The sequence below is a fragment of the Leptolyngbya sp. AN10 genome, from assembly GCF_050565645.1.
Lineage (GTDB): Bacteria > Cyanobacteriota > Cyanobacteriia > Leptolyngbyales > Leptolyngbyaceae > Leptolyngbya.
In genome coordinates this window covers 63,518-83,741 of record NZ_JBNXVP010000032.1, presented here as the reverse complement: position 1 = coordinate 83,741, position 20,224 = coordinate 63,518, and the positions used below count along the sequence as shown (strand labels likewise).

The 20,224-nt window shown below is 46.5% G+C and carries 10 protein-coding genes and 1 pseudogene; all 11 read left to right on the top strand.

From position 1 onward, the window contains the following. Positions 1-480 precede the first annotated feature (480 nt). The 11 genes and pseudogenes from ACQ4M5_RS31380 (at position 481) to ACQ4M5_RS31330 (ending at position 20,144) form a co-directional block, all read left to right on the top strand. Positions 481-2,952 (top strand): tetratricopeptide repeat protein, encoded by a 2,472-nt coding sequence (locus ACQ4M5_RS31380; protein ID WP_430679739.1) that lies wholly within the window; start codon positions 481-483, stop codon positions 2,950-2,952. Next, the gene (locus ACQ4M5_RS31375; RefSeq protein ID WP_430679738.1) at positions 2,949-3,278 is read left to right on the top strand and encodes a J domain-containing protein; all 330 of its coding nucleotides are present in this window, start codon (positions 2,949-2,951) and stop codon (positions 3,276-3,278) included. Before ACQ4M5_RS31380 ends, ACQ4M5_RS31375 begins: the two co-directional genes overlap by 4 nt. Before the next feature lie 32 nt (positions 3,279-3,310). After that, complete coding sequence (locus ACQ4M5_RS31370; protein ID WP_430679737.1) at positions 3,311-4,033, top strand: nucleotide exchange factor GrpE; 723 nt, start codon at positions 3,311-3,313, stop codon at positions 4,031-4,033. A 7-nt stretch (positions 4,034-4,040) separates the two neighbouring features. Continuing rightward, on the top strand, positions 4,041-5,780 hold the full coding sequence (locus ACQ4M5_RS31365; protein WP_430679736.1) for an Hsp70 family protein: 1,740 nt from the start codon (positions 4,041-4,043) through the stop codon (positions 5,778-5,780). Beyond that, complete coding sequence (locus ACQ4M5_RS31360) at positions 5,773-6,144, top strand: tetratricopeptide repeat protein (protein WP_430679735.1); 372 nt, start codon at positions 5,773-5,775, stop codon at positions 6,142-6,144. Before ACQ4M5_RS31365 ends, ACQ4M5_RS31360 begins: the two co-directional genes overlap by 8 nt. Positions 6,145-6,152: 8 nt before the next feature. Next, a complete protein-coding gene (locus tag ACQ4M5_RS31355; protein WP_430679734.1) occupies positions 6,153-6,803 on the top strand; it encodes a histidine phosphatase family protein in 651 nt (216 codons plus the stop codon). A gap of 40 nt (positions 6,804-6,843) precedes the next feature. Beyond that, entirely contained in the window at positions 6,844-7,752 is a 909-nt protein-coding gene (gene thyD / locus ACQ4M5_RS31350; protein ID WP_430679733.1) for a thylakoid membrane protein ThyD, read from the top strand. A gap of 164 nt (positions 7,753-7,916) precedes the next feature. Next, entirely contained in the window at positions 7,917-10,514 is a 2,598-nt protein-coding gene (gyrA, locus tag ACQ4M5_RS31345; RefSeq protein WP_430679732.1) for a DNA gyrase subunit A, read from the top strand. A gap of 202 nt (positions 10,515-10,716) precedes the next feature. Then, positions 10,717-10,935: pseudogene (locus ACQ4M5_RS31340) on the top strand (ISKra4 family transposase); the annotation flags it as partial. Between the two features lie 588 nt (positions 10,936-11,523). Further along, positions 11,524-14,709 (top strand): non-ribosomal peptide synthetase, encoded by a 3,186-nt coding sequence (locus ACQ4M5_RS31335; RefSeq protein ID WP_430679731.1) that lies wholly within the window; start codon positions 11,524-11,526, stop codon positions 14,707-14,709. Further along, positions 14,706-20,144 (top strand): amino acid adenylation domain-containing protein, encoded by a 5,439-nt coding sequence (locus ACQ4M5_RS31330; RefSeq protein ID WP_430679730.1) that lies wholly within the window; start codon positions 14,706-14,708, stop codon positions 20,142-20,144. Before ACQ4M5_RS31335 ends, ACQ4M5_RS31330 begins: the two co-directional genes overlap by 4 nt. Positions 20,145-20,224: the final 80 nt, after the last annotated feature.

Here is a 20,224-nt window from a genome sequence, read left to right as displayed (position 1 = left end):
CTTACCGTAGCTTCTGAACTCTAAAACAAGCATGATTCGACCTAATCACGATAGTCTTATGATAGCATATTCATCATAAGATGCGTTGAGAGTCTTTCTGCATTGATATCCTAGAGATTGGCGCTACTGCGCCGTCGCTATCCATCCCCACCGCATGGCGGATGGGATATTCCGCGAAGAGAGATAAACTCAGTTTGAATCTGCCAATAGACAGCGACGATACAGTTCCCGATCGGGTGCGAAGTCTTCAATAATCAGGAGTGTACAGGTGAGACGAGTCATAGAAATCTCTATTTCCTAACGAAAACTAAATGTGTTTTTCATCACATTCGCTTATACACCTGGCGCACCGATGTAGCAAATCGCTCAGATTCGAGTGCATGAGTGAGATGAAGCTATTTTTGAGTTTCCGATCGCGATTTCGCCTGCCGAGCGAAGATTCTACTACAATAGAGCGCAACCGATCTCAGGAGGCTTGTTGTGTCTCAGCGCCAGCGTTCTTCTAAACGTTCTCAACCTAGTCGTTCTACGTCTGCCGCTGTCAATTCGCCGCAGGCATCGCTACAACGCTTACTCGAACAGCGAAAATATCGTCAGGCACTCGAAGAGATTCAAAAGCTTCGTGAAACTGATCCTGAGTTTGAGGTCGTGCCGCCTGAAGCGCAAATTTGGCTGCTGCGGGGACAGCAAGAGTTTGAGAAACAGGATTTCAAGCAAGCCGATCGCTCTTTTCGTCGATCGCTCGAATTAGGACTTGCAGGAGAAGCGCATTACTGGATTAGCCGCTGTCTAATCGCACAAAACCGCATTGATGAAGCGTTGACCTTGGTTCAGAACGCTTTCGAGCAAAAACAATTGCCCAAAGACTACGCCATTTGCTATCTCAAACTACTGTTGATCAAAGGCGACACTGAAAAAGTTGAGCAGTTAATTACGAAGCAAGCAAAGCAATTCAGTGCAGCACAGTTACATTGGACACGCGGCATTCTGGCACTGAAATCAGCACAGTTCAACGATGCGATCGATAGCTTCCGCAAGATCAAGCGTCGCCTTGCTCCGGGTGATCTACCTGAAGCCTGGACAGTTTATACTCAACAGCAAATGAAACACTGGGATGCAACTCAAACCATCCTTGGACTGCAACGATCGCAGATGTTCGGATTGTCGCTAATGGCATCGAAAGTGATGCAGCAACCGATCCTGCAACGATTAGCACTGATTCAGCAAGCAAAAACGGGCGAACCACCGTTTACTCCAGCGGACTTACAGCGAACGGAACCCCATTTGAAAAGCGCAGTTGCGGTAATGTCGATCGTGCAACTGCTTGAAGCTGAGGATTATCACAACGCAGCACACGTCCTACTCAACTCACAGCCGGACTCGAAGCGATTTCCCGAACTCGATCAACTGCGATCGTCGCTCTTAACTCTAGCGGGACAGCAGGCACTCGTTGGCGGAGAACCAGAGTGTACTGCGTTGTTTTTGAAGCCTCTGGTTAGTAACACGCCGTTTAATCCGCAACTTGCTGTCAATCTGATCGCTGCTTTGGGAATGACGGACTTGGATCAAGACCTGCAACGGGTGACGACACAACTGATTCGATGGATTGAGCAAGATAGCAAGCAGCATCCGCAGAACTGGACAGAAAACCAAGTCGCGAATGTATTAGCGCGTCTGCACTGTAAGGTTGCGGATGCGTGGATAGGACTCGGACGACATCGAGCCGCGATCGGGGAACTAGAGCGAGCAGAGCGGATTGATCCCAGTTCGGCAGAGGTTCTTGCTCGTAAAGGCATCATTCAATTCGGCGATCGACATTATCCTGAAGCAATTCAACTCCTGACCCAAGCACTAGAAGGAGGGAGCCGATTCGAGGAAGCCTATAGTGCTTTGTTAGAGTGCTACGATGCCACACACAATCCACAAGCAAAACTTGCAGCGCGGCAAAAATTCGGAAAAGCATTTGGCGATCTCAATCCTGAAATCGAGATAGAATTTCCGGCTTGGATAGAGGCGTTATCTTCGCTGCGATATCACTTGTTTGAGCAAATTATTGAATCTGAACTCGAATCCGGGGAAGAACCTGATTCGCCCCTGATTGCGTGTGAGAGTTTTATGAATGCGGTGACAGGTGAGCCGAATTCAGGCGGTCGAGTTTTGTTGAATCAGGCTCAAGCACAACAAGTCTGGGATGAGCAATTAGCAAAGCTCTCAGTCGAAGAAAAAATTCCAACTCTGCAAGCGATCGCGCTTTCGACACACCTATTTGCTCGAAGAGAGAAAGGAATTGCAGCCTTAATAAATCGATACACGGATCAACTCGTTCAACTGGGTGCTGAGGTTACTGATGCGAGAATTGCAGCACTGGTTGTGTTGTCAGTTCGAGGAACTACTGGACAGAAATTTGATGCAGCTTTGCGATCGTATCTCGATTCAACTACACAACCAAACACCGCTTTAGCACAGCTTCAGCTTCAAGTTCGGCGTTTTGGCTGGATTAGAACCTTGATTCCAAACATCAATCGCGCCTTGGAGCAAGAAGCACAAAACCCGCTTTTACTTCTCGCGAAAGCTACAACTTATCCCGTTGCAAGGTCTGAGTATGAAGACTATAAACAGCAAGGTTTTGAACTTGCCCGACGCTTGCAAGACGCGAAAGCACTCCAAGCATTTCGAGAGGAACAAGCGTTCATCGAGTTGAGAGAGGCACAATCTACGATGTCGAATTTTGCTTTCTTAGGTGGGGATGAGTTTGACGATACTGGAATGCTCGAAGCCATGATTCGACAGATTTTTGGGCAGAAAATTCCAAAAGCCGAACTCGATCGCATGATGCCTGAACTCAAACGTCGAATGATGAATGAGCTTCCAGACTTCGCCGATGACGAAGACGATTCGCCACCGATTTTCGGCAATCCCAAAAAGCGCAAACCTGATTTTCGTAAACTATGATGTCTTCTTTTACGATGTCTCCCTCTATGATGTCTCACTATGATCGTCTCGGCATTCCTTCCGATGCCACTCCTGCCCAACTCAAAGCCGCGTATCACGGCAAACTCAGAGAGTTTCCGGCGCACAGCCATCCTGAAGAATTCAAAGCCATTCGTGCCGCTTACGATGCGATTCGCAAGGGCGAAACTGAAAGTCGCGATGAGGATTTTCTCAAAGTGCGCCCGATCGAGGCAACGATCGCACCGGAACTGATTCAAGGTCTAAAATTAAAAGCAATCTCCGAACTTGACCTGTCGATCGAGGATTTGATTCGCGAAACATTTTAGCTCTGAAAACATTTACAGTCAGGAACGGAGTTATGCTCGATCGCCAAGCCTTATTTGACCAATTTCTAGAGTTTCTCGAAACGACTCCAGAATCGATAGACTATCTTGCAGATACGCCCGAAGCCCCACAATCATTCGATCCGTACCAGTTCGTAGGAGAATGGATTGCACTGCGACACGAAATGAAGCAGCAAGGAAGATTACTACAAGCAGCACAACAGCAACTCCAGCAGGAACTAGAAGCAGCGCGATCGCAAAATCAGCAACTCCAGCATCAGTTAGAAGCGCTTTCTAAGTCATCTAGCCCTGATCAAGCTCGACTGTTCAAAGATTTACTAGACCTTGTGGATGCACTCGATCGCGCTTCACAACATTGGCAAGAACAAACACAAACCATCGCTCAATCTGCCCCTCTATCTCTTCGAGAAAAAGCAGCACAGAGTTTAGTTTCTCTCGGTCAAAAGCTATCTCCGTCACCGTTCAACGGTTCCGAGCTAATTCAGGCAATGAACAGCGATCGACAAGGCATTGAACTCATTCGGCGCAACTTTTTAGGCTTACTCAAGCAATATCAAATCGTCCCGATCGCAGCACTTGGACAACCCTTCGATCCGGCTTATATGTATGCTTTGGGGCAACAAACTAGCAATGCTCCGCCCAATACCGTGATTCAAGAAGTAGTACGTGGCTATCGCTGGCATGAGCAAGTGTTACGAGAAGCACAGGTAATTGTTTCAACGACTAAAACAGAGTGAAGAATTTATGAGCAGAGCAGTTGGAATTGATTTAGGCACAACAAATTCTGAAGTTGCGATCGTCGAAAATGGCAAAGTCCGCGTCCTGCCGGGAGACAATGACGACCTGATTTTACCGTCATGCGTAGGACTAAGCGACACTGGAAAGCTCCTCGTCGGTCGAGATGCGCTGCGCCAATATGCTGCTGCACCAGAACGCACCGTAAAATCAATCAAACGTTGGATGGGTACAGATCATCAAACGACTTTGGGCGATCGCACTTATCTACCCCATGAAATTTCTGCCATCATTCTACGATCGCTAAAGCAACGGGCTGAAACTGCCTTAAACGACACCGTAACGCAAGCAGTGATCACCGTTCCTGCTTATTTCACCGATGCTCAACGTCAAGCCACTAAAACGGCAGGAGAAATTGCTGGGTTAGAAGTGCTACAAATCATCAATGAACCGACTGCTGCCGCGCTTGCTTACGATTTGCGCTCTGAAGACACAGAACGTGTTCTGGTCTACGATTTGGGCGGCGGTACGTTTGATGTCTCAGTGGTTGAAATTACCGGAGAAGTAACTGAAGTATTAGCGAGTCACGGCAACAATCGATTAGGCGGAGATGACTTCGATCGAGCATTGCAACTCCATCTCAAACGCCGCTTTCAGCAGGAGCACAAGATTGATATCTCAGACGATCCGGTGATCACTGCTCGATTGTTAAATGCCGCAGAACAAGCCAAAATTGAACTGAGTACCCACAGCTTTACTACGGTGCGGGAAGCATTCTTAGCCACCAAAGGTAAAACTGCTTTGCACCTCGAAACCGAAATTGCTCGTACTGAGTTCGAGTCTCTGATTCGTCCTTTGCTCGATGAAACCTTAGCGGCGATCGATCGTGCCTTGAGCGATGCAGAACTAACCCCTGAAGACCTCGATCGTATTATCTTAGTCGGCGGCTCTACTCGGATTCCTTTGATTCAGCAGTTGATCGAAGCCCACTTAGGACAAACTCCCACCGATGGAATTGAACCGGATCTCTGTGTGGCGATCGGTGCTGCACTTCAAGCTGGAGTCTTAACTGGAGCAGAAATTGATGCGATTTTAGTCGATGTGATTCCGCACTCTTTAGGAATTGCAGTAGCGATGAATACGCCGATGGGACTGATGCCGGGAGTCTTTAGCGTGATTGTGCCCCGAAATACAGTAATTCCGGTTTCGCGATCGCAGGTTTACTCAACGTTTCGGGACAATCAAGAAGCCGTCGAAATCGAAGTGTTTCAAGGCGAGAATCCGGTTGCTGAAGAGAATGTTCCGCTTGGTGCATTTCACGTCGAAGATTTACCACCAAAACCAGCAGGAACACCGCAAATCGAAGTGCATTTTGATTTTGATCTCAATGGCATTCTCACGGTTACTGCTACCGAAAAGGGACAGGGACGGCAACAAAGTTTAGTCGTGAACAATAATCGAATCGATCGCTTATCAAGTCACGAACTGCGACAAGCTCAGGCGAATTTAGCAGAACTATTTGATCTCGATGAAACGATCGAGGTAACGAGTAAAGAATCTACGCCTGTCTTCAGCCCCGAACTAACTCAGTTAATCGAGCAAGCAACTACAAAATTAGCGACCTTAGATGCGGAACGTGCAGAAGAATTGCAGACATTACTGGATGAAATTGCGGCAGCACACCAGAATGAAAGTGCAGACCTGGAAGTTTTGCAATCAGAACTAGAGGATTTTCTGTACTATGCCTAATGCACTCAAATGCCCTGTGTGCCGCGCTGATTACCGAGCTAAATCAACCTTGTACTGTCGCAGATGTGGGGTTGATTTAGCTCCCTTAATTCAGCTTCATGACCAAGCGATTTGGCACTATCAACAAGCGATCGCTGCGTTTGAAGCAGACGATATCTCAACCGCACAGCAGCAGATTGAACGTGCGATCGCGCTACACTCTCGCAATGCAACGTTTCACACTTTTGCGGGGCAGCTTTGGGCGTTGCAAGGAAAGTTCGATCACGCGATCGCGGCTTGGAAAACTGCGATCGACATTCATCCAGATTGTTCAGCACAGCAGGCATTACAGATCCTTGTCACTGCCTCGCGGTCTGAAAATTGAACAAATCTATGCTGCAACCTAACTGCCCAATGATGTCTGGAATCATGAAGCGATCGATAGGGTTATTCGCTTTATTAATCATGGGCTGCGAGTTCGATCGAACTCTTTCCCAAGTTCCGCAACCGAGTCAAACTGTACAATCTGCTCCGGTCGATCGTTCAATCTGGTCACAGCTTCGACAGGTGGAGACCTTTACCGTAATCCTGATGCGTCACGCGCAAGCTCCGGGAACAGGCGATCCGAGAAATTTCCGCTTGCATGATTGTTCAACGCAGCGCAATTTGTCACAGGATGGTAGACGACAAGCAAAGCAGATTGGACAAGTGTTTCGCCAGCGGCAAATTCCAGTCGCGAGAGTGCTATCAAGCCAGTGGTGTCGCTGTTTAGATACGGCTCGATTGTTGGAGTTAGGCAAAGTTGAACCATTGCCTGCCTTGAATTCGTTTTTTCGCGATCGCTCCACGGAAACCCGCCAAACTGAAGAACTGCGCCAATTCATCATGCAGAATAAAAGCGATCGACAAGTCGTAGTCATGGTGACGCATCAAGTAAATATCACGGCAATTACCGGAACGATTCCCGATCAAGGCGATGCCGTAGTCGTACAACTCGACGGGCAAAATCAGTTCAAAACGATTGGAATGCTCAACCCCAACTAATCCTCGATATACTTTGATCTGGCGTTTGTCTTGAATCTTTATGAAAGTCGCGGTGACAGGGGCAACCGGATTCGTCGGATCGCGGTTGGTTGAACGATTATTAACAGAGGGGCATTCGGTTGTCGCAGTCACGCGCAATCAAACTTCCTCAAAATTTTCCCCATCTCCAAACCTGGAAGTCGTGACTTATAACCCGAAGGAAGCGGGAGACTGGCAGGCGAAAATTTCCGGCTGCGATGGAGTTGTGAATTTGGCAGGAGAACCGATCGCGGAAAATCGCTGGACTCCTGAAGTGAAAAAGGCACTGCTCGAAAGTCGGACGTTGACGACTCAAAATGTAGTGAATGCGATCGCACAATCGAATCCGAAGCCGTCTGTGTTGGTGAATGCTTCCGCGATCGGTTTTTACGGCACGAGTGAAACCGCAGAATTTGATGAAACGAGCGCATCAGGTCAGGATTTCTTAGCTGAAGTTTGTCAAGCCTGGGAAGCGGAAGCCAGCAAAGTGAAGGAAATTGGAACGCGACTCGTGATTTTACGAATCGGAATCGTGCTCGAAAATGGTGGCGCATTGGGCAAGATGCTGACTCCATTTAAGATGTTTGCTGGAGGTCCGATCGGGTCTGGAAAGCAATGGTTTTCCTGGATTCACCGCGAAGATTTGGTCAATTTAATCGTCAAAGCCTTGACCGATTCGAGCCTGGAAGGAACGTATAACGCGACGGCTCCAAACCCGGTAAAAATGGCAGACTTGACGAAGACATTAGGCGAAGTCATGAATCGTCCGTCTTGGTTGCCTGTTCCCGCATTTGCATTAGAAGCATTACTCGGAGATGGCGCGATCGTCGTTTTAGAAGGACAGCAAGTTTTACCCAAACGAACGCTCTCCACCGGATTCGAGTACGACTATCCGACCGTAAAACAGGCATTGACAGCGATTCTGAAGTAATCCGGGCAAAACCCTAGATTTCATCAGGATTTCAGCCCCGATCCCAATCTTAATTTTGTGCTAAAATCAACCAATGTGAGCCGAAGCAGGTATACTTTCTAGGCATCTTTTTTCGCTCATATTTGTTTGCTTTTCGGTAGTACAAAAGTATTTCGGAGTCTTCTATGACCTTCTCCCAGGAACCGCCCCAAGATCGGATTATTCCCACCGATTTACGCAACGAAATGCAGCGGTCTTACCTGGAATACGCGATGAGCGTCATCGTCGGAAGAGCGCTACCAGACGCACGAGACGGACTGAAACCAGTGCATCGCCGTATTCTGTATGCCATGCACGAATTGGGATTAACGCACGATCGACCCTTTAGAAAGTGCGCCCGTGTCGTCGGGGAAGTCCTGGGTAAATATCACCCTCACGGAGATACCGCCGTTTACGACGCGCTCGTGCGGATGGCTCAGGACTTTTCCATGCGATCGCCCCTGATCGACGGGCACGGGAACTTCGGCTCGATCGATAACGATCCCGCCGCTGCAATGCGATATACCGAGTGTCGTCTCACTTCCTTAACGAGCTTTTCGCTACTCCAAGACATCGAATCGGAAACGGTTGATTTTGCGGATAACTTCGATGGCTCCGTTCAAGAGCCAACCGTTCTTCCGTCACGAGTGCCGCAACTGCTCCTGAACGGTTCATCGGGAATCGCGGTTGGGATGGCAACGAACATTCCGCCGCATAATTTAGGGGAATTGATCGATGGATTAGTCGCATTGATTCAAAATCCAGATCTCACCGATTTGGACTTGATGCAATACATTCCGGGTCCTGACTTCCCTACAGGTGCACAAATCTTGGGGCGGACTGGAATTCGGGAAGCTTACACGACGGGGCGCGGTTCGATCACGATGCGAGGTGTGGCATCGATCGAGACCATTGAACAACGTGGCAGACCGGATAAAGATGCGATCATCATTACCGCTTTGCCCTATCAAACCAACAAAGCAGCGTTGATTGAGCGGATTGCTGAATTGGTGAACGATCGTAAGATTGAAGGCATTTCCGATGTGCGGGATGAAAGCGATCGAGACGGAATGCGAGTTGTGATCGAACTACGCCGCGATGCTTATCCGCGTGTGGTGCTGAACAATCTCTACAAGCAAACTCCGATCCAAGCAAACTTTGGCGCGAATATGCTGGCGCTCGTCAACGGCGAACCACAGTTACTCACGTTGAAGCAGTTTTTGGCAGTGTTCTTAGACTTCCGAGTCGAAGCCATCACTCGTCGAACTCAGTATCAACTCCGCAAAGCAGAAGAACGCGATCATCTCTTACAAGGGTTGCTGATTGCATTAGCAAATCTCGATCGAATTATTGCGCTGATTCGTCATGCTGCGGATACTGCGACTGCGAAACAGCAATTAATCGAAACTTACTCGCTTTCAGAACAGCAAGCCGATGCAATTCTCCAAATGCAGTTGCGCCGATTGACTGCTCTCGAAGCAGAAAAGATCGAGCAAGAACACCAAGATCTGCAAGCTCAAATTCAGGACTTGTTAGATATCTTGGCAAGACGCGATCGCATCTTAGAGATCATCACCACCGAAGTCACTCAGCTTAAAGCCAGTCACGCAACTCCGCGCCGCACAGTCATCGAACAGTCTGAGGACGATCTCGGCGACATCGATTTGATCGCGAACGAGAAATCGATCGTGCTTGTCACCGAGCAAGGCTACATCAAACGGATGCCGATCAGTACCTTTGAAGCTCAGAACCGCGCCACCCGTGGCAAGTCTGGAGCAAGAATGAAGGAAGATGATGCGGTAGAACACTTCATTAGCTGTTGTGACCATGACAGCGTGTTGTTCTTTAGCGATCGAGGTGTCGTTTACGCGCTGAAAGCCTACCAGATCCCACTCGGATCTCGAACTTCTCGTGGGACTCCGATCGTCCAACTTCTCACCGTCCCGCACGAAGAAAAGATTACTTCTGTAATCTCAGTCAGCGAGTTCTCGGATGATGAGTACTTAGTGATGTTGACCAACAAAGGTTACATCAAGAAGACTGCTCTCTCCGCTTTTGGCAACATTCGCACCAATGGTTTAATTGCGATCTCGCTCGAAGAAGGCGACCAACTCCGGTGGGTAAGACTTTCGCGAGTCGAAGACAGCATCATCATTGGTTCCAGTCTCGGTCGATCAATTCACTTCCGCGTCAATCACGAGCAGCTTCGTCCACTCGGTCGTGCCACTCGTGGCGTGAGAGCAATGTCTCTCCGAGAAGGTGATAGCTTAGTGGGGATGGCAATCTTGCCGGGTCAAATCGTGGCAGATGTCGCTCAAGCTCAAGCGGAAGATCCTTCAGTCGGTGAAGATGATGCAGGCTTAGATGAAAACGCAGAATTGCCAGCACAATCTGGACCCTGGGCGTTAGTGGTCACAACCGGAGGCTATGGTAAGCGCGTTCCCGTGAAACAATTCCGACTACAAAATCGTGCTGGTATGGGAATTGTCGTCACGAAGTTCCGCAAACCAGGCGATACTCTCTCCTCGCTGCACATTGTGAATGAAGGGGATGAAATGATGCTGATCACCAATCGAGGCATCATCATTCGACAGTCCGTTGATGCGATTTCATCACAATCACGAGCAGCAACCGGAGTGAGAGTGCAGCGATTGGATGAAGATGATGCGATCGCTGCTGTCGCGCTTGTTCCACCCACTGCTGAGGAAGCCGGGGTTGTAGATCTCGAAGACGAAGCAGAATAGTCCAAGAGGCGGGAGCAATCCCGCTTTTTTATTGACTGTTAGAGTGATGCGATCGTTCCCTGTCAATCATCGATCAGGCTTTTCACACGGGAGCATGTCACCTTCTGAGGAAAAAAATGAGAATGGAGGAACTCTGTTCTAGATGAGGTAAAGCGATGGCTCCTGAAGACGAAAAAGCGTTGAACGGGCATGTACAAGCGATAAAGCAACTTGTTTCCGCGACTATCTCACCAAGCATCAAAGTCGGATTCCAAACGATGACGACTATGCGACTGAGGGACTCTGTTCCATTGGTTCTGGTGCAGTGGAAACATTAGTCAAACAGATCGACCGTCGATTGCAGATTTCTGGGGCGCGATGGGAGGCAAAGCATGTGCCCAAAGTGCTCGCACAACGCTGTGCTTACATTAACTCAGATCTTGCACCAGTCTCAACAAGCTACTGTTCAAGGTTCTCGTTTATTGCATTCACCCGCCCCGGACTAGAAGTCGGGGCTAACAGAACAAAGTCCACTCAAGGGGACTGAGCAGACAATTTCAGCTTCTTCAGTCCTTTTCAAAGGACTTCGCACTATCTCGCCCCGACTTCTAGTCCGGGGCGAGATAGTGCAGAGGACGAAACGCCCGAAATACGCCTTGTTAAGACTGGTGCAAGATTTAAGTTAATGGGGAACTCAATCCCACCGTGTCTATTCTCTCAAGGAGGTGACATGCTCCCACTCGCGATCGCATACTTTACGCCTTGATCTTTGAGCGTTGTTTTTAAGTGCTGCAAATCCTCTAAGGTTGGCTGATCAGTCATAAGTCGAAGCAATTCTAACAGTATCGTTAGATTGTTTACAGAGGTTGTCGCTCCAAATTGTACTTTTGATTACCATTCTGAAAGTTCTTAGCGTGCAACAAAATGCAATAAAACAGGACAAGTTTTTGCTCATAAATCTATCTTAGAGCGTAGTCCTTAAAAGCGAATTCGCCTTACAACTGAGTGAGTTCAGTTGGCGTGAGTGTGAATGGTTGCCGATCCGCTTGAAGAAAATGTCTTCGTTTTTCCAGCCTCATTTGCTCAACAGCGTTTGTGGTTTGTTGAACAGTTGCTTCCTGAAGCGTCTCTGTACAATACTCCTCTAGTTTTTCGGCTGACAGGTTCTTTAATGCGATCGCACTTTCAAGATAGTCTCCAAGCGATCGTACAGCGGCACGAAATTCTCAGGACAACCTTTGAGACGATCGAGGGTCAGTTGTTTCAAGTTGTCGCTCAATCTATCCATGTCCCTCTAAGATTTACTGATCTACGGAGATTTCCTGGAAATGAAGAGATTGCACTAACACAGATTTGGCAAGAGATTGAGCAACCGTTTCAACTTGATCGAGGGGCATTATTGCGATCGCATCTCTGGCAATTAGAAGATACAGAGTATCTATTGTTAATCACGTTACACCACATTATTTTTGATGAATGGTCGAGCGGGGTGCTGATTCGGGAGCTTGGCGAATACTATGCCGCATTAGTAGAAGGAAAGTCTGCTGTGTTGCCTGAGTTGCCGATTCAATATGCAGATTTTGCTCACTGGCAGCGATCGTATTTGCAAGGGGAAGTTCTCGATCGTCAGCTAAAGTACTGGAAGCATCAGTTAAACGATGTAACTGTTCTAAATTTAACAAGCTCGAAAGTTCAGCGGAATCGAGGCGCAAGTCAATTATTAGAACTGCCGCAGAAATTGTTAGATCAGGTGGAAGCACTCAGCCAGCAAGCAGGTGTAACATTGTTTATGACATTGTTGGCGGCGTTTCAAGCTTTGCTACATCGCTACAGTGGGCAAACCGATATTGCGATCGGATCTCCAGTTGCGAATCGCCATCAAAGCGAATTAGAAGGCTTGATCGGCTTCTTTGTGAATAGTTTAGTGTTGAGAACTGATCTTTCAGGTGATCCAACGTTTCAAGCTTTATTAGAGCGAGTGCGAGAGGTCACACTATCTGCGTATGCTCATCAAGATCTGCCGTTTGAGAAGCTAGTTGAAGAATTGCAACCTGTTCGCAGCTTGGGGCGAAATCCGCTGTTTCAGGTGGTCTTTGCACTACAGAATACACCGATGGAACAATTGGTATTACCGGGTTTAGTGCTGAGTCCAGTAACTTTAGAAACAAAGACAGCACGCTTTGATTTGGAATTGTATGTTTGGAAGTGTGCGAATAATTTTAGAAACTTATGGGGTCGGGGGTGGAAACACTCGAATGGATTGCGAGGTGTGATTGTTTACAATACCGATTTGTTTGATTCAGAGACAATCTCACTGATGCGCCAGCATTTCCAAACACTACTAGAAGGAATTGTTGCAAATCCAGAGACTCGTTTATCTGAACTATCATTGTTAACGCCTCAAGAGCAACAAACACTATTGAAGAATTGGAGCAATTCACGCTCTAGCTATCCGAACAATACTTGTATTCATCAATTGTTCGAGGAACAAGCGAAAGAACGATCGCAGTCGATCTCGGTTCAGTTTGGACATCAATCTTTTACTTATGAAGCCTTAAATCAAGGAAGCAATCAACTTGCAAGATATTTACAGCGCTGTGGAGTGAAAAGTGAAACACCTGTCGGCATCTGTTTAGAGCGAGGTATCGAAGCGATCGCAGCAATGTTGGCAGTCCTAAAAGCAGGTGGCGCTTATGTTCCGCTTGATCCGAGCTATCCTCAAGAGCGATTAGATTTTATGATCGAGGATGCTGGAATTGCGATCGTATTAACACAAGCAAAATGGGCAGATTTATTTCACACTAAAGTAATCTGTTTGGAACAATCGTGGAGCGCGATCGCACAGGAATCAGACGAGAATTTGTCGATCGATTGCACCGCTGATCAACTTGCTTACATCATGTACACGTCTGGATCAAGCGGAACACCAAAAGGGGTCATGATTCCGCATCGAGCTGTCGTTCGATTAGTCTGCGAGACGAACTATATTCAGATTAAATCTCGCGATCGAGTCGCACAAGTCGCGAATCTTGCCTTTGATGCAGCAACGTTTGAAGTGTGGGGTGCATTGCTGAATGGCGCTCAGTTGGTTGGAATTTCACAGGAGATAACGCTTTCACCTGCTGAATTTGTTACCGAATTGCAGCAAGTCAACATTCTATTTCTCACGACTGCATTATTAAATCAAACGGTTTGCCAGATTCCAAATGCTTTTCAATCTCTGAAATATCTATTATTTGGGGGTGAGATTGCGAATGTTCATTGTGTACGATCGCTAATTCAACAAGGAAAGCCTCAGCATTTAATCCATGTGTATGGACCCACTGAGAATACGACCTTTTCGACTTGGTATGAGGTAGAAAACGTTTCAGAAACAGCAACTCTGATTCCGATCGGGCAAGCGATCGCGAATACTCAAGTGTATCTATTGGATGCGAATTTGAAGCCAGTTCCGGCAGGGGTAAGCGGCGAGATTTACTTAGGTGGAGATGGATTGTCGCGTGGGTATTTGAATCGCGCAGAATTAACTGCAAAGCAATTCGTTCAAGTTGAAAATCTCAGGCTGTATCGAACGGGCGATCGCGCTATTTATCGAACAGATGGCAATCTTGAGTTTTTAGGACGGATTGATAATCAAATCAAGATTCGAGGATTTCGGATTGAATTAGGTGAAGTTGAAGCCGTTTTAACTCAACATTTGCAAGTACAAGATGCGATCGTAACAGTGCGAGAAATCGAAGGCAATCGACAATTAGTTGCATATATTGTGTCTCAAAATGCTGAGGGATTAAACGAACGAGAATTGCGATCGTTTCTCAAAACAAAGCTACCTATTTATATGTTGCCTGCTATTTTTATTGCGATTGATTCTGTGCCTCTGACTGTTAACGGTAAGGTGAATCAAAGAGCGCTACCTGTTCCACGTTTTAATGCAACTCAGGAATACTTTTCGCCTGCTACCACTTCTTTAGAAACTTCTTTAGTAGCTCTCTGGAGTCAACTGCTCGGACGAGAACAAATTGGCACTCAGGACAATTTTTTTGAACTTGGTGGACATTCTTTGCTGGTGACTCAGCTAGTCTCACGGATTCGAGATCGCTATCAGGTTGAACTCCCAATGCGAACTGTGTTTGAAGCACCCACGATCGCAGAATTAGCCCAAAGGATTGAAGCCTTGAAGCCAGCGACGCAACGACGTGAGGAAATTGAACTATGAGCCATCAAACGATTGCTGAATGGGTGTCTTATCTCAAAAGCTTAGATGTGCAATTATCGATCGAAGATACTCGATTACGCTGCAATGCGCCAGAAGGAGTGTTAACAACCGAACTACGCCAAGAATTGATTGATCGTAAGCCAGAATTGATCGCTTATCTACGATCGCAGTCGCTACAACCGAACCCAAAAGAGCAAACAACGACATTCCCTCTATCATTCGCTCAACAACGCCTCTGGTTTTTGTCACAACTTGCAGAAGAGAATCCATTTTACAATGTGCCTGCTGCAATTCGCCTGACTGGAACGATTAATCAAGATGCCTTAAAACGAGCCATTGATGCGATCGTATATCGTCATGCTGCTCTTCGCACGACTTTTACAGTGGTAGATGGACAGCCTAGACAAGTCATCTATCCTGAGAGCAGAGTCGAATTATCGATTGTGAATTTGTCGATCGCAGCAAATCAAGGACAAATCATTGAACAACTTGCAACAACCGAAGCACAAAGACCGTTTGATTTAACGCTTGATCCATTGCTGCGAATGACATTGTTACAATTCGATTCTACAAATGCAGTTCTACTACTAACCATGCACCATATCATTGCTGATGGTTGGTCTTTGGGTGTTTTCATGCGAGAACTTGCCCATTTTTATCGTGCATTTGTGGAAGAACAATCTCCTCAGTTACCAGCATTACCCATTCAATATACGGATTTTGCTTGCTGGCAGCGCAATTGGCTACAAGGTGAAGTCTTAGATCGGCAGCTTTCATACTGGCGAAAACAATTGCAAAATTTACCTGTGCTGAACCTTCCGACTGATCGCCCCCGTACAACTCAAACTTACCAAGGTGCGACGTATCCAATTCAATTTTCGCCATTGTTAACTCAGAAATTAGAGGAATTGAGCCAGCAATGTGGCGCATCATTGTTCATGACCTTGTTAGCAGCTTTTCAGGTCTTGATGTATCGGTATAGTGGGCAGGAAGATATCGCGATCGGAGTTCCCATTGCAAATCGCCATCGTAGTGAAGTAGAAGGATTGATTGGCTTTTTTGTGAATAGTTTAGTCATGCGATCGCAGATTTCTGGTGATAGTTCTTTTCGCGAATTGTTAGAGCAAGTTCGCAGAACCGCTTTAGAAGCGTATGAACATCAGGATTTACCCTTTGAAAAGTTAGTTGAGGAACTTGATCCAGATCGGGATCTCAATCGAAATCCTCTGTTTCAGGTTGCGTTTGCACTCCAAAATGCTCCAATGCAGCCCCTAGAATTGCCAGGATTGAAGTTAGAACCTGCACCGCTAGAGTTTGGTAGCACTCGGTTTGATTTAGAAATTCATTTGTGGGAGCCAGCACATGGATTACGAACCTTGTGGCAGTCTCAGGAAGGATTGAGCGGCTTTATTTCTTACAGTACTGATTTATTCGATCGAGATCGAATCCAACACTTAGTAAATCATTATCAGATGCTTCTTGGAAGTATAGTTGCAAATCCTGACGATCGACTTTCTGATTTAGCGATACTAACAGCCGCAGAATCTCAGCAACTTACACATTGGAATCAGAAGAAGTGTGAACTGCCCGATCGTTGTTTTCATCAAATCTTTGAGGCGCAAGTACAGAACAATCCAACTGCGATCGCGATTGTTTCAGAACAAGGATCAATCACCTATGGAGAACTCAATCAAAGAGCAGACGATTTAGCGCAAGTGTTGTTCCAAATGGGAGTAGGAGCCGATTGTTTAGTTGGATTGTGTGTCGATCGATCGATTGAAATGGTAATCGGTATTCTCGGAATTCTGAAGGCTGGAGGCGCTTATGTTCCCCTTGATCCGAACTATCCGCACGATCGACTTCAATTGATGCTAAATGATACTCAAGCTGCAATCTTGCTGACACAATCCTGGCTAATTGATAGATTGCCAGAATCGTCTGCAAAGTTGCTTTGTTTGGATCAGCCTTTAGTGCGATCGCGAAAGATTCAGCAAATCGAAGTCTCGTTAAATCGGCTTGCTTATGTAATTTATACCTCTGGTTCAACCGGAACACCCAAAGGAGTGCTTTTAACGCATCGAGGACTGTGTAACGTCGTTGCAGCCCAACAGCGAATTTTTCAAGTATCTCGCAACAGTCGGGTGCTGCAATTTAGCTCTCTTAGTTTTGATGCTTCTATCTTTGAGATTGCACTAGCATTAGGTTCTGGCGCGACATTATACATTCCACCTCGATCGACCCAATTGCCAGGAATGCTCTTGCTGGAATTTCTACAGCATCACGCGATCACTCATGCGTTGTTGACTCCAGCAGTATTATCGGTTTTACCAACGATCGAGCTTCCCGCACTTCAAATATTGATTACTGGAGGAGAAGCTTGCTCGCGTCAGGTGATTGATCGTTGGGCAGTCGATCGACATTTTTTTAATGCGTATGGACCTACAGAAGCAACAATCTGGTCAACAGTAGCAGAACTGCGCCCAGGCGATTCTCCCGCATCGATCGGTCGTCCAATTTTGAATACTCAGGTGTATTTGTTAGATACGAATCTGAATCCGGTTCCGGTCGGAATTCCAGGCGAGTTGTACATTGGGGGCGAGGGAATTGCTCGTGGCTATCTGAATCGTTCAGAACTTACAGCGGAACGATTTATCAGTTGGAGGGATTCTATCGTCTACAAGACGGGCGATCGAGCTTGTTTTCGGACAGATGGTTCGATCGAGTTTCTTGGTCGCATTGATGATCAAATTAAAATCCGAGGCTTCCGAGTCGAATTAGGAGAAATCGAAGCGACTTTGCAAGGTCATTCAGCGGTTCAAGATGCTGCGATCGTAACTTCTGGAAAAACTTCTAGCGAGATGCAACTGGTTGCTTACTTTAGTCTCGATCGACAAGCTTTGCAGCAAGCGGAATCGCTCTCCTCTCAACAAATTCAGCATTGGAGATCGCTCTATGATCAAACGTATCAAGCTCCCGGTGATTCTCAACTCTTTAACATCACAGGCTGGAAGAGTAGCTATACTGGACAGGCTATTCCTCTGGAACAAATGCAGGAATGGGTCAGCGATCGAGTAAATCAAATTCTTGCACTGAAACCAAAACGCATTCTAGAAATTGGATGTGGAACTGGATTGCTATTGTTTCAGCTTGCGCCACAGTGTGAAAAGTATGTTGCAACTGATTTCTCGATCGCAGCTTTAGAGACGATTCAGAATCAATTAGAAACACTGCCACAAGTTGAACTTTTACATCGAACCGCGACTGATTTTGCAGGCATTGATCCAGCTTCATTTGATGTGGTCATTCTCAATTCGATTGTGCAATATTTCCCAACGGTTGACTACTTACTGCAAGTTCTAGAGCAAGCGATCGAGCAGCTTGTATTTGGGGGTGTTCTCTTTATTGGTGATGTTAGGAACTTGCGGCTTCTTCGTGTGTTTCATGCTTGGATGAACTTCAACCAGGCAGATTCAGGAACAAAACGCGATGAACTCCGACAAATTGTAAATCGATCGCAGTTTCAAGATCCTGAACTCGCGATCGATCCAATGTTCTTTTACGCATTATGCGATCGATTTCCTCAAGTTGATTCTGTACAAATTCGACTTTCACGCGGTCAGAATCACAATGAAATGACGCAGTTTCGATACAATGTTCTGCTGTATATCAAGAAGGATAGCAATCTACCTTCGATACAGTCTGGTGAATGGAATTCAGAGGGCAATCATACAAGCAATCTAACATCGATCGACGTTGTGAAAAAGATTCTGGTTGAGACGAAGCCAGAGCAATTCAAAATTACAAATGTGATAAACAGTCGGGTTGATGCTGCGGTAAGAACTGCAACTTGGGTAGATAGTACAGACGCGCCGAAAACAGTTGGGCAGATGCGAGAGAGGATGCAGCAAGCAAAAGGAATCGATCCCCAAGATTGGTGGAACTTAGAAACAGTGCTGCCTTACACAGTAGAAATTACTTGGTCTACTGAATCTGATGCAGGTAACTATGACGTTTTCTTCACTCGAAAAGATGTTGATTCGAGCTTGAATCGATCGATTGCTCAATGTTCGCACCTAGATTGGCATGAATACACAAACCACCCGCTTCAAGCCCAATTCGCTCAACAATTAACTCCCAGTCTGCGGCAATTTCTCAAACAATCATTGCCAGACTACATGATTCCTAATGTGTTTGTTCCATTAGCAGTTCTGCCGATGACAACAAGCGGAAAAGTCGATCGACAATCACTCTCACAGTTAAGCAGAGAAAACATTCGATCAAGCGCGATCGCAGAAAACTCCAGCGAAACTACAACAGAACTCAAACTCTTAGAGATTTGGAAGGAGCTTCTAAGAATCAATCATGCAACAATCCACGACAACTTTTTCGAGTTAGGTGGACATTCTTTACTTGCAACCCAAATGACTTCGCGAGTTCGAGATGCTTTTGGAATAGAACTGCCCTTGAAAAACGTGTTTGAAGCTCCCACGATCGCGCAACTTGCTCCAGTTTTGGATCAGTTACAAGAAATTTCAACTCCAACGATTCCATCATTAGTTCCGCTCGATCGAACTGCATATCGTCGCAAACGCTCGAATCCAGCACAACCTTTAATCAAATCTCAAACTGCTCCATCCTGGTCGCCGCTGGTTCCACTTACGATCGGGACTCATTCACAGCCTTTTTTCTGTGTACACCCTTTATTTGGAGTGGTATTGCCTTACTTGGAACTTGCAAATGAACTTAAGAGCGATCGTAGTTTTTATGGACTTCAACCTCTAGGATTAGATGGCAAATCACCACCGCTGAATCGAATCGAATCGATCGCGGCTTACTATGTTAAAGCAATTCAAACCATACAACCAGAAGGCGCTTATTGCTTAGGAGGTTGGTCTTTTGGTGGATGGGTTGCTTATGAAATGGCACAACAACTGAGACAAGCTGGAAAACAGGTGGAACTATTGGCACTGTTTGATACCCCTACTCCACATCAGAAAATTTCTGTCTATCAAAGCCTCAAATTTCTACTAGGAAACGCGCTTTGGTCTACTGTGCCATTTCTACTAGACTACGGCGCTCTTGCAATGAATCGATCGCGCTTATCCCGCTGGCAATGGTCGAGAGTTGTGAAATCGATTCCTGAAGCGGCTCAGTTACGATTGCTCGATGAATCTACGATCGCTCCAATGCTGCGAATTGTGTATGCAAATGCTCAAGCAGCTTATCGATATACGCCACAGCCTTATAACGATCGAATGACTTTGTTTCGATCGATGGATGCAACCAAAACTGATCCGACATTGGGTTGGAGTACTTTAGTCGATGACATTGAACTCTATCAAGTTCCAGGTAATCATCTTTCGCTCCTAAAATCTCCTAATGTGCAAGCATTAGCTAAGTATCTGAGCCAGTGTCTTTCCCGCTGCGATCGATGAGCAACACAGCGGGACTGAATCAAATTAGGAGGGTATTTGAAAAGTATAAAAAGCGGCTTTGCTGCGTTGCCAGTCCGCCC

Bases quoted from the DNA above. Each gene is read 5' to 3' on its own strand.
- gyrA (WP_430679732.1), top strand. From the start codon at position 7,917: ATGACCTTCTCCCAGGAACCGCCCCAAGATCGGATTATTCCCACCGAT.
- thyD (WP_430679733.1), top strand. From the start codon at position 6,844: ATGAAAGTCGCGGTGACAGGGGCAACCGGATTCGTCGGATCGCGGTTG.
- ACQ4M5_RS31355 (WP_430679734.1), top strand. From the start codon at position 6,153: ATGCTGCAACCTAACTGCCCAATGATGTCTGGAATCATGAAGCGATCG.
- ACQ4M5_RS31330 (WP_430679730.1), top strand. From the start codon at position 14,706: ATGAGCCATCAAACGATTGCTGAATGGGTGTCTTATCTCAAAAGCTTA.
- ACQ4M5_RS31375 (WP_430679738.1), top strand. From the start codon at position 2,949: ATGATGTCTTCTTTTACGATGTCTCCCTCTATGATGTCTCACTATGAT.
- ACQ4M5_RS31360 (WP_430679735.1), top strand. From the start codon at position 5,773: ATGCCTAATGCACTCAAATGCCCTGTGTGCCGCGCTGATTACCGAGCT.
- ACQ4M5_RS31335 (WP_430679731.1), top strand. From the start codon at position 11,524: ATGGTTGCCGATCCGCTTGAAGAAAATGTCTTCGTTTTTCCAGCCTCA.
- ACQ4M5_RS31370 (WP_430679737.1), top strand. From the start codon at position 3,311: ATGCTCGATCGCCAAGCCTTATTTGACCAATTTCTAGAGTTTCTCGAA.
- ACQ4M5_RS31365 (WP_430679736.1), top strand. From the start codon at position 4,041: ATGAGCAGAGCAGTTGGAATTGATTTAGGCACAACAAATTCTGAAGTT.